The 13,104-nt window shown below is 70.6% G+C and carries 8 protein-coding genes; 4 read left to right on the top strand and 4 right to left on the bottom strand.

Annotated elements, in window-relative coordinates; genetic code table 11:
- Positions 1-20: 20 nt before the first annotated feature.
- The gene (locus FJ309_10820) at positions 21-2,621 is read right to left on the bottom strand and encodes a DUF1553 domain-containing protein (GenBank protein MBM3955089.1); all 2,601 of its coding nucleotides are present in this window, start codon (positions 2,619-2,621) and stop codon (positions 21-23) included.
- Here FJ309_10820 and FJ309_10825 point away from each other — a divergent pair.
- Positions 2,620-3,909 carry an aminoacetone oxidase family FAD-binding enzyme gene (locus FJ309_10825; GenBank protein ID MBM3955090.1) on the top strand — a complete coding sequence of 430 codons (1,290 nt, stop codon included), beginning with the start codon at positions 2,620-2,622 and terminating at the stop codon, positions 3,907-3,909. The genes FJ309_10820 and FJ309_10825 overlap by 2 nt on opposite strands.
- Before the next feature lie 36 nt (positions 3,910-3,945).
- Here FJ309_10825 and FJ309_10830 read toward each other — a convergent pair whose 3' ends face one another.
- Positions 3,946-5,058, bottom strand: coding sequence for a glycosyltransferase family 9 protein (locus FJ309_10830; GenBank protein ID MBM3955091.1), 1,113 nt, complete (start codon positions 5,056-5,058; stop codon positions 3,946-3,948).
- 21 nt (positions 5,059-5,079) lie between these two features.
- Positions 5,080-8,229, bottom strand: a complete 3,150-nt coding sequence (locus FJ309_10835; protein MBM3955092.1) for a hypothetical protein — start codon at positions 8,227-8,229, stop codon at positions 5,080-5,082.
- On the opposite strand from FJ309_10835, the gene FJ309_10840 reads away from it, so the two are divergent.
- Both FJ309_10840 and rpiB read left to right on the top strand, forming a co-directional pair.
- On the top strand, positions 7,955-9,580 hold the full coding sequence (locus FJ309_10840) for a hypothetical protein (protein ID MBM3955093.1): 1,626 nt from the start codon (positions 7,955-7,957) through the stop codon (positions 9,578-9,580). The two genes, FJ309_10835 and FJ309_10840, sit on opposite strands and share 275 nt — an antisense overlap.
- Positions 9,581-9,583: 3 nt before the next feature.
- Positions 9,584-10,039, top strand: a complete 456-nt coding sequence (gene rpiB / locus FJ309_10845) for a ribose 5-phosphate isomerase B (protein ID MBM3955094.1) — start codon at positions 9,584-9,586, stop codon at positions 10,037-10,039.
- 33 nt (positions 10,040-10,072) lie between these two features.
- On the opposite strand, the gene FJ309_10850 is transcribed toward rpiB, so the two are convergent.
- Entirely contained in the window at positions 10,073-10,810 is a 738-nt protein-coding gene (locus tag FJ309_10850) for a hypothetical protein (GenBank protein MBM3955095.1), read from the bottom strand.
- Between the two features lie 230 nt (positions 10,811-11,040).
- Between FJ309_10850 and FJ309_10855 the strand changes: the two genes are divergently transcribed.
- Positions 11,041-12,870 (top strand): helix-turn-helix domain-containing protein, encoded by a 1,830-nt coding sequence (locus FJ309_10855; GenBank protein ID MBM3955096.1) that lies wholly within the window; start codon positions 11,041-11,043, stop codon positions 12,868-12,870.
- Positions 12,871-13,104 lie beyond the last annotated feature (234 nt).

Raw genomic sequence — 13,104 nt, forward strand, 5'->3', positions numbered from 1 at the left:
CGGGGATCTCCTCTCGGGCGTCACTGGCGCGACAGCGCCTCGTCGAGGTTGAGGATCGCCAGGCAGACGGCGGCCAGCGCCGCATGCTCGACGGAGTCGAGCGCCGGATCGCGCGGGCTCGCCCCGACGCTCACCAGCGCCGCCGCTGCCGCCGGGTCGGCGGCATACAGCTCGCGCTGGCGGCGGTGCATCCGCGACAGGACCGCGAGGTCGGTGGCCGTCGCCGGCCGGCCGACGACCAGCGCCACGGCGCGGCCGATCCGCCCTTCGGCGTCGCCCGCCGCACCCCACGCGCGGGCCGCCAGCGCCCGGGCCGCCTCGACCCAGGTGGGATCGTTGAGCGTCGTCAGCGCGTGCAGCGGCGTCGAGGTGACGGCGCCGCGGACCCGGCAGGTCTGGCGGTTGGCGGCGTCGAACATGTTGGCCGGGCTCACCGTCCTCCGCCAAAACGTGTACAGGCTGCGGCGGTAGAGGTCGGCGCCCTGCGACAGCGGGTAGGTGAAGTCGCGTTCCTTGGTGATCGCCAGCGACTCCCAGATGCCGTCGGGCTGGTAGGGATACACCGGCGCACCGCCGACGCGCCGGTCGAGGAGCCCCGCCGCCGCCAGCGCCTGGTCGCGGAGGACCGGCGCCGGCATCCGGAACCGGCCGGCGCGGGCCAGGAGCCGGTTCTCCGGGTCGAGCGCCAGGTGCGCGGGCGTCACCCGGCTGGATTGCCGGTAGGTGGCGCTGGTGACGATCAGCCGGTGGATCCGCTTCTGGCTCCAGCCGCCGTCGCGGAACTCGACGGCGAGCCAATCGAGCAGGTCCCGATGGCGCGGGAACTCCCCCTGGACGCCGAAGTCCTCGGCGGTCTTCACCAGCCCGATCCCGAAGAAGTGCTGCCAGATCCGGTTGACGTGGACCCGGGCGGTGAGCGGCTGCTCGGGCAGGAACAGCCACGTCGCCAACCCGAGGCGATTGGCCGGCACCCCCGCCGGCAGCGGCGGCAGGAACGCCGGTGGCGCGAAGGACAGCGCCTCGCCTTCCGGGGAGAGATAGTCGCCGCGGCCGAGGAGCCGCGTCTGGCGCGGCCGCTCGTCGCTCATCACCATCACGCGCGGGATCCGGTCGGCGCGGTACGCGGCCAGCTCGCCGCGGAGATCGTCGGCCTGCTTGACGGCCGGCTGCGCGCCGACCACGGAGCGCTTCACCGTGTCGTCGAACTGCCGGCGCAGGTCGGACTCGATCGCCTGCTTGTCCTCCGCGGAGCGCTCGCCGTCAGGTTTGGTCAGCTTGGCCACGAGCGCCTCGGGCAGCCCGCGGCCCTCCGCGCCCCCTGCCAGGACCCCGGCCTTCCAGCCGGCGAAGGCCGCCTCGACGATCGGCCGGGCGGCCTCGTCGGCGGCGGCGATCCGCTTCTCGTAGTCGGCGATCGCGGCCGTGTTCTCGGCCGATGGCACCTCGACCACGGGGGGGGCGACGCGGATCCGCGCCGAGAAATACTGCGGCGCGCCAGATTCGGGCACGCGGTTGAAGGCGTCGAGGAGCCGATAGTAGTCGGTCTGTGTGAGCGGGTCGTATTTGTGGTCGTGGCACTGGGCGCAGGCCATCGTCAACCCCAGCCAGGTCGTGGCCGTGGTGTCGACGCGGTCGAAGAGGTTGTTGAAGCGCTGCTCCTCGGCGATCGCGCCCCCCTCGCCGTTGAGGAGATGGTTGCGGTTGAAGCCGCTGGCGATCCGCTGGTCGACCGTCGCCGAGTCGAGGAGGTCGCCGGCGAGCTGCTCGATCGTGAACCGGTCGAAGGGCAGGTCGTCGTTGAGCGCCTTGACGACCCAGTCGCGCCACAGCCATTGCCAGGTGTCGCCGTCCTGCTGGAACCCGTTGCTGTCGGCGTAGCGCGCCGCGTCGAGCCACGGCAGCGCCATCCGCTCACCGTAGTGGGGGCTGGCAAGGAGCCGGTCGACGAGGTGCTCGTAGGCGGACGGATCGGGATCGGCGACGAAGGCGGCGACTTCCTCGGGCGTGGGGGGGAGGCCGATCATGTCGGCGTGGAGCCGGCGGATGAGCGTGGGCCGGTCGGCCGCGGGGGACGGCGCGAGCCCCGTGCCGCCGAGGCCGTCGAGGACGAACGCGTCGATCGGGTTGGCCGGCCAGCCGGCCGGCGGGGCGGAGGGCTGCGGCACCGCCGGGCGCCGCGGCGCCACGAACGCCCAGTGCTCGGCGTAGGGCGCGCCGGCGGCGATCCAGCGGCCGAGGATCTCCTTCTGTTCGGCCGATAGCCGGCGGTTCGAGGCCGGCGTCGGCATCACCACCTCGGGGTCGGTCGAGTGGATCCGCTCGAGGAGGCCGCTCGCCCCCGGCTCCCCGGGGACGATCGCCCGCGCGGCGAAGGCGGCGTCGCGAGCGTCGAGCCGCAGGTCGGCCTGCCGCTTGGCGGCGTCCTGGCCATGGCAGGCGAAGCAGTTCTCGGCCAGGATGGGGCGGATATCGCGGTTGAAGTCGGGCGCCGCAGGCTCGGCGGCGACGGCGATGGCGCTCGCCGCCAGGGCCGCCGCCAGCGCGGCAGGCCACGGCACCGCGGAGCACCGCGGCGTCCGGTGGTGACCACGCCGAATCGAGCCTGCTCCGGTCGCGCGCATGACACTTTCAGAATACCACCCGCCGGACGGGGGTGGAGCGGCATTGCCCGGGGCCGACGTGATCGTCGTCGGGGCGGGCGCGGCCGGCCTGTTCGCCGCGACCTGGGCGGCGCGGACGCAGCGTGCCCTGGGGAGGGGCGTGTCGGTGGTCGCCCTCGACGGTGCCCGGCGCCTCGGGGCGAAGATCCTCGTCTCCGGCGGCGGGCGCTGCAACGTCACCCACCGGCAGGTCAGCGAACGCGACTTCGCCGGCAGCACGCCGCCGGCGATCCGCAAGGTGCTCGGCCGGTTCGGCGTCGAAGAGACGACCACCTTCTTCCGCGAGCTGGGGGTCGGGTTCGCGCTCGAGGCCGAGACCGGCAAGCTCTTCCCCGCGACCGACTCGGCGCGGACGATCCTCGACGCGCTGCTGTCGGCGGCGCGGATCGCGGGGGTGCGGCTCGTCCACCCGGCGCCGGTCACGGCGCTGTCCCACGGCGACGACGGCTTTCGCGTCGTCTCCGCTGCCGGGGTGTTCGTCGCCCCGCGCGTGATCCTCTGCACCGGTGGAAAGTCGCTCCCCAAGAGCGGCTCCGACGGCTCGGGGTTCGCGCTTGCCGAATCCCTCGGCCACTCACTCGCCCGCCCGCTCGTGCCGGCGCTGGTCCCCTTGGTGCTCCCCGGGGACCACTGGATCCGGACCCTCTCCGGCCTCGCGCTCCCCTGCCGGTTCCGGCTGGTGTCGGAGGCCGGCAAGACGCTCGCCGAGAGCGCCGGCGCCACGCTCTGCACCCACACCGGCCTGTCGGGGCCGGCGACGCTCGACATCAGCCGTCACTGGCTCGTGTCGCGCGTCCACCTGCCCGCCGCGCGCCTCCTCCTCGACTGGCTCCCCGACGTCGACGGCGCGGCGCTCGAGACGCTGCTCGTCGGCGCCGGCGCGCGGGGGGTGCTCGCCGCACTCAAGCCCTGGTTGTCCGAGCGGCTCGTGCGCGGGCTGTGCTCCGAGGCGGCCGCGCCGCCGACGGGCGACCTGCCGCGCGACGCGCGGAAGCGACTCGTCGCCGTGATCAAAGGGACGGTCCTGCCGGTCACGGGAGACCGCGGCTGGAACGTCGCCGAGGCGACGGCCGGCGGCGTGCCGCTGGCGGAGGTGCGCCTCGACTCGATGGAGAGCCGGTGCTGCCCGGGGCTCCATCTCGCCGGCGAGGTCCTCGACGTCGACGGCCGGATCGGCGGCTTCAATTTCCAGTGGGCCTGGGCGAGCGCCTTCGTCGCCGGCTGCGCCGCGGGAGGGGTCGGCGCGTGAGCCCGGCGGAGTGCCGACGGCCGTGTGGACGATCCGCTACCCCGCCGCGCGGAGGCGCGGGCGCTCGGTGGCCGGCGCCGTGAGGAGGCCGAGGGCCGCATCCCACACCGCCGCGACGGGGATCGACTCCATCGTCGCCTCCCCCGGCTCCCAGCGGAGGGCGCTGGTCGCCGGCTTGGGCCGGCGGCGTGGCTGTTGTAGCGCGCCGCGGACGACGACCGCCGGGGCGTCCCACGGGCACCAGTGGTTGGGATCGGTGGGGCCGACGAGGACCACCACCGGCGTGCCGTGGCTGGCGGCGACGTGCACCGGCCCGCTGTCGACGCCGATGCACAGGTCCATCCGCGCAAGCAACGCGCCGAGGTGGGCGAGCGAGACGCGCTGCGACCAGTCGTGGGAATGCCGGGCGGCGAGGGGCCCCGCGCGCTCGACGATCTGCCGGTGGAACGGCATCTGCGCGGGGGACCCGCAGAACACCACGTCGCAGTCGCGCTCGCGCACCAGCCGCGCCACCAGCGCCCCCCAGCGCGCCTCGGGCCACTCGCGCTGCCAAGAGGTCGATTTCGGGCTCAGGAACACGCGCTTCCGGCCGGCGGGAACGAGGCTCTCGAGCGCCGCCACCGTCTCCCGGGCCGCCTCCGACACCCAGTTCTCATTGCGGCCGTCGTCGATCGCGATCCCGTCGGCCCGCAGCAGGTCGAGGAACAACTCCACCTCGTGGCGGTGCGGGGGAATGGCGACGGAGCGCGAGAGGAACGCCGCCCGGCCGCCGCCGGCGAAGCCGACGCGGTGGGGAATCCCCGCCAGCCACACCGGGAGGATGCTCGACAGGGCGCGCTTGAGGACGTAGGCCCGGGTGTAACGGCGCTCGCGGAGGCAGGCGGCGAGGCGGAACTGGTTGGTCAGCAGCACCGGCGCGAGGCGATGCCCGGGCCGGGGCAGATCCCAGGAGACGAGCCCGTCGTGGTACGGGCAGTCGGCGAGCACCGCCCCGGAGACCTTCTCGACGAGGACCTCGATCCGCGCCTCCGGATAGCGCGTCCGCAGGTTGCGCAGGAACGGGATCGCCATCACCGTGTCGCCGACGTAGCGCGTCCGGACCACGAGGATCCGCTCGTCACGACCGCCGGACAGCAAGGGACGGGTCATGGCGACGCGGCACGGAGGCGGTCAGCGGGCGAAGCCGACGAAGAAGCTGAACAGCTGCTGGCTGTCTTCCGGGGCGTAGGCCACCGGGACGGCGAAGTCGAGCGCGATCGGCGCCGGGCCCATCGCCGGCAGCGTGATCCGCAGGCCGAACCCCGGGGCGACGCGGAAGTTGTTGATCGAGACGTTGCTCTCGACGGTACCGAAGTCGGTGAACACCACACCGCGGAGCGTGTCGTCGGCGGTGATCGGGAACATGTACTCGACGGTGTTGAGCCACTGGAACGGACCGCCGACGATGGCCCCGTTTTGCCGCGGGCTCGCGCCGCGGAACACGAAGCCGCGGAGCGTGTTGTAGCCACCGGCAAAGAAGTTGTCGTAGGCCGGTGTGTCGGGGCCCGACATGCCGAGCACCGAGCCCACCGAGAGGACGTGGCGCCCCGAGCCGTCGGGGCGCTCGGCGAGGAGGAAGTACTGCCGCCCCTCGAGGATCCCGCGCGGGTAGACGAACGTCCCGATCACCTGCTCGAACTCGAACGTCACCAGGTGCCCCTGGGTGGGGAGGAACGGGCTGTCGCGCGTGTCGTGGATGATGCCGCCGCTGAAGCCGTACACCGAGTTGGTGCCGACCATGTTGACGATGTCGGGGGCGAGGACGCGCGGGTTGAAGATGTCGACGCTCTCGCCGCGGAAACCGGCGTTGACCGACAGGTCGGGGGCGAAGGCGAACTGGTAGCCGAGGCCGACGCGGCCGCCGACGCGCGCCTCGGCCCAGTCGTAGAAGTAGCGTGTGTAGTAGCTGGCGCTGGTCGACAGGCCGATCCGCGTGTCGAACAGGTATGGCTCCTGGAACGTCGCCGTGTAGCGCTGCAGCTGCGTGCCGGGGGCGGCCTCGAGGCGGAAGCGCTGCCCCGCGCCGCGGAAGGCGACGCCGTTGCGGATGTCGTCCCAGCTGCGCGGCAGCCGGAAGAGGTCGAAGTTCTGCTCGTCGACGACGATGTTGCCGACGAGGCCGGCGTTGGAGTTGACGCCGGCGCCGATCATCAGACGGCCGGTCTGCGTCTCCTCGGCGTCGACGTCGACGATCACGTAGGGCTCGGTGCCGGGAAACACCTGCAGCGGCGGCGGTCCGCCGAAGTCGGGCACGGCCGGCGCGCCCGGGAACGGCGCCATCCCGGGAGCGACCGGGGGGAGCATTCCCGGCTGCACGGCCTGGGCGGGAACGACCGGCGCGAACGGCTGGAACGGCCCGCCGGCCTGCTGCACGCCGGGAGCCTGCTGCGGAGCGACGGTCCGACCGTAGTCGACCGCCTCGGGGCCGGTCGGCGCCAGGGCCGTGCCCCCCCACGGTCCGGCGGGGACGGGAGCGGGGCCCGGCGCGGGCACGACCGGCACGCCGAACGACGACGGGCCGGGAGCCTGGGCATAGCGCGGGGCGGGCTGACCGGCGTAGCTCGCCGGCGGCACCTGCTGGTAGCGCGGGGCGGCGGGCGGAGGGGAGGCGCCGGGGCTCTGGCCACGCCACACCTGCCGCGGCGGCGCCACGGGCGCGGTGGGCGGCGCCGAGCGCTCGGCGGGATTGCCGGGCGCGGCGGCCTGCCCGGCGGTCGCCTCGGGGACGAGGTCCCCTTCGAGCACCAGGTCGATCACCTCGTCGGCCGGCTCGCCGTCGGGGCTCTGGCCGCGGAAGCCGGGGCGGGCAGGATCGCGGGCGATCTGCTCGCGCTCCAGTTCGCCCGGGTCGGGCTTGCTGAAGGCGATCCGCGGCCCCTCCCCCTTGGAGGCATCGGTGAGGAACAGGCTGCTCGACTTGAGGCGGCGCTCGTCCTCGCGGAGCTTGCGGATGTCGAGGATGTCGCCGGGGCGGAGCGACAGCCGGTTGAGGATCGTGGCGTGGCGCGTGTGGGGATGCTCGCCGCGGATCCGGACGTTGATCTTCCCGACGCGGTAGCGCTGCCCCTCGGCGACGCTGTACACCAAGTCGAGCTGACCCGGTTCCTCGAGAAACCGCGGATCGGCGCGGATGTCGGCGAAGACGAAGCCGCGGCCGCCGTAGATGTCGCGGATCAGCCCCAGGTCGGCGTCCATCTTCGCCTGGTTGAACGGCTCGCCGCTCGTGAGCTTGAGGTCGCGGGAGAGGAACTCGCTCTTGAACCGGCTGTTGCCGATGAACGAGACGTTGCGCACCGAGTAGCGCGGCCCTTCGTTGATCACGAAGGTCAGCAGGGTCCAGTCGCGGCCGGCGCCGTGGACGACCTGCAATTCGCGGCCGACGCGCGCCTGGAAGAAACCGAGGCTGCGGTAGTAGGCGGTGAGGACGTCGACGTCTTCGTCGATCTTCTGCCGGTCGACGTCGCCGCCGAGCAGCCAGAACACGCCGGGCTTCGACTTGATCTGCGTGAGCAGACGGGCGTCGCTGACGATCGTGTTGCCGACGAAGTCGGTCCACAGCGTCTTGCGGGAGCGCCCCTCGTCGATGAGGAACACCGCCCCCTTGTCGCCCGGCTTGTTGCCCTCGATCGTCGCGACACGGGCCGCGTCGTAGCCCTTCTCGTGGTAGAAGGCCTCGAGCCGGCGCCGCGCCTCCTCGACGACGTAGGGATCCAGCGAGTCGCCGACGTCGATCTCGGCCTTCTTGCGCAGCGTGCGCGTCATCACCGACTCGTTGCCCACGTAGCGGACGTAGCGGAGCATCGGCCGCTCGACCACCTGGAACACGACGACCGCCCCCTCGGCGCCGCGGATCACCTTCGGGTGGACGTCGACGAACTTCCGCGTGCGGTGGAGCGTGCGGACGTCCTCGGCGATCGCCTGCGGGTCGAAGGTCTGGCCGGCGCGGGTGGAGAGCTTGGGGAGCTTCGAGACCTCGGTGGCGTGGTTCCCCTCGATCCGGACCTCGATGATCCGCTCCCCCGCGGCGGGCTGGGCCGCGGTGTCGCCCGGCGGCGCGACGGCCGGTGCTCCCGGGGCGACCGGCGGCAGGGTTGCCACCGGCGCCGAGGGGGATCCGGGGGCGGCAGGCGCCGGCAGCGGCACGGGTGCCTGGGCGGCCGCGAACTGTCCTCCTGGCGGGAGGCCCAAGGCGGCGACGGTCGCCAGCACGGCCACGGTGATCCGGCCGACCGCGGAGCCGGCGGTCGGGCTGTTCGGCAGGTGGCGGTGGGACGACGGCATGAGCTTGAGCGAGAGGCGGATCGGCCACGGGAGGAAGCGTCGGAGAGATAGCGGGGGCCCCGCGCCGCCACAAGGCGAACTCGCCGTCGATCGCCGTCAGCCCGGGAGCGGGTCGCTTGACGGTCGCCGTCGTCGAGCGGTACCGTTCCGTGCGTGCTCCCCCCGGGGGCCCGGTTCCCCGGTCTTGCCCATGCCGCCAACGGTCATCGACCTGCGCCGTGCGGACGACCCTCGCGATGTCGTGCACCGTGCGGTGCAGATGCTCGCCGAGGGGCGCTGCGTCGGTTTTCCCACCGAGACCGACTACGTCGTCGCCGCAAATGTCCGCGATCCGGCGGCCGTGGGGAGGCTCACGGCACTCGTCGAGCCGCGCCGTGGCGAGCCGGAATTGTCGCTGGCGCTGAAGAGCGCCGACGAGGCGCTCGACTGGGCGCCGCACCTTCCCGCGCCCGTGCGTCGGCTGGCGCGGCGCTGCTGGCCGGGGCCGGTGGTCACGCTCGTCCGCGGTGACGCCCCTTTAGCCCTCGTCCACCGGCTCCCGGAGGCCGTTCGCCCGGCGCTGCTCGCCGATGGTCGGCTGCGCCTGCGCGTGCCGGGCCATCCGATGCTCGCCGAAAGCCTGCGGATGCTCGCCGGCCCGCTGGCACTGGCCGAGCCGCTCGTCGACGGCCGGAGCGCCACCAGCGCCGCCGAGTTGCTGTCGCGCGTCGGCGACGGCGTCGGCCTGGTGATCGACGACGGCGGCGTCCGCTACCCGCAGGAGGCGACGACGATCACCGTCGCCGACGGGACGATGGAGGTCGTGCGGCCGGGGATCGTCGCCGCCGACACCCTCTGGCGCTTGTCGAGCCTGATGGTCCTGTTCGTGTGCACCGGCAACACCTGCCGCAGCCCGATGGCGGAGGCCCAGTTCCGCCAGCTCGTCGCCGAGCGCCTCGGCTGCCGCGCCGACGAAATCGAGCAGCACGGCATCGTCGCCATCAGCGCCGGCCTCGCCGCCTGGGCCGGGGCGCCGGCCAGCGCCGGCGCGCTCGAGGCGATGGCCGAGCTCGGTGCCGACCTGGCCGGCCACGAGAGCCAGCCGATCACCGACGCGCTCGTCCGCCAGGCCGACGTCATCCTGACGATGACCGCGTCGCACCGCACGGCCCTCCTCGCCCAGTTTCCCGAGGCGGGGGGGCGCGTGGAGATGCTGTCCCCCGACCGGCAGGACGTGAGCGACCCGATAGGCGGCCCGCTTCCCACTTACCGCGCCTGTGCGGCGCAGATCCGCGGGCATTTGCTCGCCCGGCTCGCTACACTACTCGACGCTCCATCCGGCCGGGATTCGGGTGGGAAGACACGGGAATGAGCCATGCGGATCGCCGTCGGCAGTGACCACCGGGGGGTTTCCGCCCGGCTGCGCTTGATCGGTCTGCTCGAGCGCCTCGGCAACACGGTCGTCGACTGCGGCTGCCCGACGACCGATCCGGTCGACTATCCCGACATCGCCGCCGACGTGGCCGGCCGGGTGAGCCACGGCACGGTCGACCGCGGCATCCTCCTCTGCTGCACCGGCGTGGGGATGGCGATCGCTGCCAACAAGCTCCCCGGCGTCCGCGCCGTGACCTGCGGCGACGAGGTGACGGCCGAGCTGAGCCGGCGGCACAACGACCTCAACGTCCTCTGCCTGTCGGCGGAGATGGTGGGGCCGGAGCTGCAGGAAAAGATCATCCGCACCTGGCTCGACACGCCGTTCGAGGGGGGCCGCCACGCCCGCCGGGTGGCGAAGATCAAGGCCCTCGAGCCCCACTGCGGTGACGGCGGCTGATAGCTCCGTCCTTCGCGCAGCCGTAAGAGTCGTTCAATCGGCTGTTCGTTTCTCACTCAGAACCTCGTTGAGCACGATGCGGCATCCAGTCTTATCGAGCACAAGCAACAACTCCTTCTCGGTCTGGGCGTAAATCTGAATCGTGGGCTCCACGTGGAGGATGTGTTGCACGTCCGCAGGGCACTGCACCTTTTGTGCTGCCCTTTCCATGTGCCCGCACTCGCCAAGTACGAATCGGTACTCCCTCTGGTAGGCATAACCAGCCGGCTTGCAGAAAACTCCCCACTCGCTCTGCCTCGCCGAGTACTCGACTAGGCCATGATCGAGCGCGTTGGCCGACTCTGAGGGAGCGTTTGCGCGCACGTGACTGGCAAAGACCTCGATATGGTCCCGATGGAGAAACACGTACCGGGAACCAAATGTGGCTCGCATCTGATTGACGTCGTTGACGAGCCTCTCAAGTTCTTCGAAATCAGTCGGTAATCCGATCGCGAACCAGCAATTTAGGCGCCCTGGCTTCCGACCAGGGTTGTGCGCTGTGAGCGCGGTTACCTGGAGTTCCTGGTCGCCAAACTTCATTTGCAGGGGGAATCCGCCATCCTGCATGCGAAATGTAGCCGAGCAGGATTCCTGGGGGTCGCCACGCCCCTCATGCCCATCGATGCGATAGGACTCGGGCGGCGTGAAGTACACGAGTCCACGGGCTAACGAGGCAAGGTACTCGTCCTTCCCGAAAAACTTCAGCAGCCCGACAACCGCCTGGCTTTCCACCTCAAAGCCTCCTTCTCATCGCTAGTTTTGTTTTGGTTCTCGCGCATCCCTCCCGTCTTGGGGGTCGCTACAGGGCACGAGGGCCTGGCCGCCCATGGCGATCAATTCGATCGGACCCCGCTCGAGCGATCGTCGGACAGGAATCCGGCGGCGAACATCGTTCCGTGCCGGTGCGTGCCGATCCGGACAACCCCCTTGACTTCGCGTGTCATATCGCAAACATAGCAGACATGACATCTTCATTCAACGTCCCCGTCGTCCTGCGAGCGATCCGCACGAATCTGTCCCTGACCCAAGAACAGCTCGCCGAGCGGCTCGGCGTCTCGTTCGCCACGGTGAATCGGTGGGAGGGCGGCACCACGAAGCCGCAGAAGGCGGCGTTGGCCGCGATCGAGGCACTCGCCTCCGAGGCGGGCGTCGGTGATGAGCCAGAGGCTGCGGTGCCGACGGCGGCGCGACCACGGCGGAAGCGTGCGTCGGCGGCCGTGCCGACGACGAAGCCGATGGAGCAAATGCTGTGGGATGCCGCCTGCTCGATCCGTGGCGAGAAGGATGCGGCGAAGTTCAAGGACTATCTGCTGCCGCTCCTGTTCCTCAAGCGGCTCTCGGACGTGTTCGACGACGAGGTGGCCCGCCTCGCCGATGAATACGGCGATCGCACCACCGCGCTCGAGATCGCGGAGTCGGACCATTCGCTCCTCCGCTTCTACCTGCCGCCCGAGGCCCGATGGGCGGTGATCAGTGGCCGCGAGCAATATGAATGGCCTGTCGATGAGCGTGGTCGATCGACTGCCCCGCGCGGGTTTGGTGAGCACCTCACGAAGGCAGTGCGGGCCGTCGTCAAGCACAACCCGTCGCTCTCCGGCGTGATCGACATTGTTGATTTCGCGGCTGAACGGAACGGTGAGCCGGACATCAACCCGGCGAAACTGCGAGGAGTCGTCGAGACGTTCTCCGACCCCCGTTATCGTCTCGGCCTCGCGGATGTGCAGCCTGATTTCCTCGGCCGGGCGTACGAGTTCCTGCTCCGCAAGTTCGCCGAAGGAGCAGGGCAGAGCGCCGGCGAGTTTTTCACGCCGACGGAGGTGGGCTTCCTCATGGCCCATATCCTACGGCCGCGGCCGGGCGAGACATGCCACGACTATGCGTGCGGTTCAGCCGGCCTGCTGATCAAGCTCCAGCTCGTCGCCCGGGAGCTGGACCCCACTAGCAAGGTGCCGCTCAAGCTGTCGGGGCAGGAGCTCGGGGCCGAGAGCTTCGCCGTGGCCCGGATGAACGCGATCATCCACGACATGGACGTCGACCTCGCCCGGGGCGACACCATGATCAACCCGAAGTTTCTGGATGCGGCCAGCCGGATTCGCGGTCACGACATCGTCGTGGCCAATCCGATGTGGAACCAGCCGTTTTCGCCCGAGTTGTTCGGCAACGATCCGTTCGACCGATTTCAGCCTGCGGGCGGGATCACCAGCGGCAAGGGTGACTGGGCTTGGCTCCAGCACACGCTCGCCTGCCTCGATGACGACGGTCGTGCAGCCGTTGTGCTCGACACCGGCGCCGTGACGCGAGGCTCTGGATCGCAGAATGAAGACAAAGAGCGGAACATCCGCAAATGGTTTGTGGACAATGACCTTATCGACGGCGTCATCCTCTTGCCCGAAAATCTCTTCTACAACACGAACGCGGCCGGTGTGATCGTGATTATCGCAAGGCGCAAGGCCACCTCCCGCAAAGGGCGCATTGCGCTGCTGAACGCTAGCCGCCGGTTCATCAAAGGCAAGCCGAAGAACTACCTGCCAGAAAAGGACATTCGGCTTCTTGCCGGAATCTATGCGAAGGGCGAGCCTGTAGTCGGCGAACTCACGATCATCACGAACGAGCAAGCCAAAGAAGCTGACTACAACCTGAGTCCAAGTCGCTGGGTGAGTACAGCGGCGCCGGAAGAAGGGGATGCCCTTGCCGTAGTGCTTGATCAGTTTGAGACCGCGCTGGCCGCAGAAGCCGAGGCATCGCGAGACCTCGTGCCCTTGCTCGCGAAACTGCGGGAGTTGGCGCGATGAGTGACGGAACGGTGTGCTTAGCAGACCTTTGCGACTGTGTTGGTGTTCACGTCGATCCGTGCGATGGCAAGGACGGCGTGTATGTAGGGCTCGAGCATGTCGCCTCCGGAGCTATTGTCAAGAGTTGTGTTTAGAGGTCCTGGATCAGGCGGCGTTCTGCAGGACTCCGTCGGTGAACACTTTTCCTTCGAGAACAAGAACGATCTGGTGATGGCCGTTGAGTCGTCGCCAGCG

Source organism: Planctomycetota bacterium (assembly GCA_016872555.1).
Taxonomy (GTDB): Bacteria; Planctomycetota; Planctomycetia; order Pirellulales; family UBA1268; genus F1-20-MAGs016.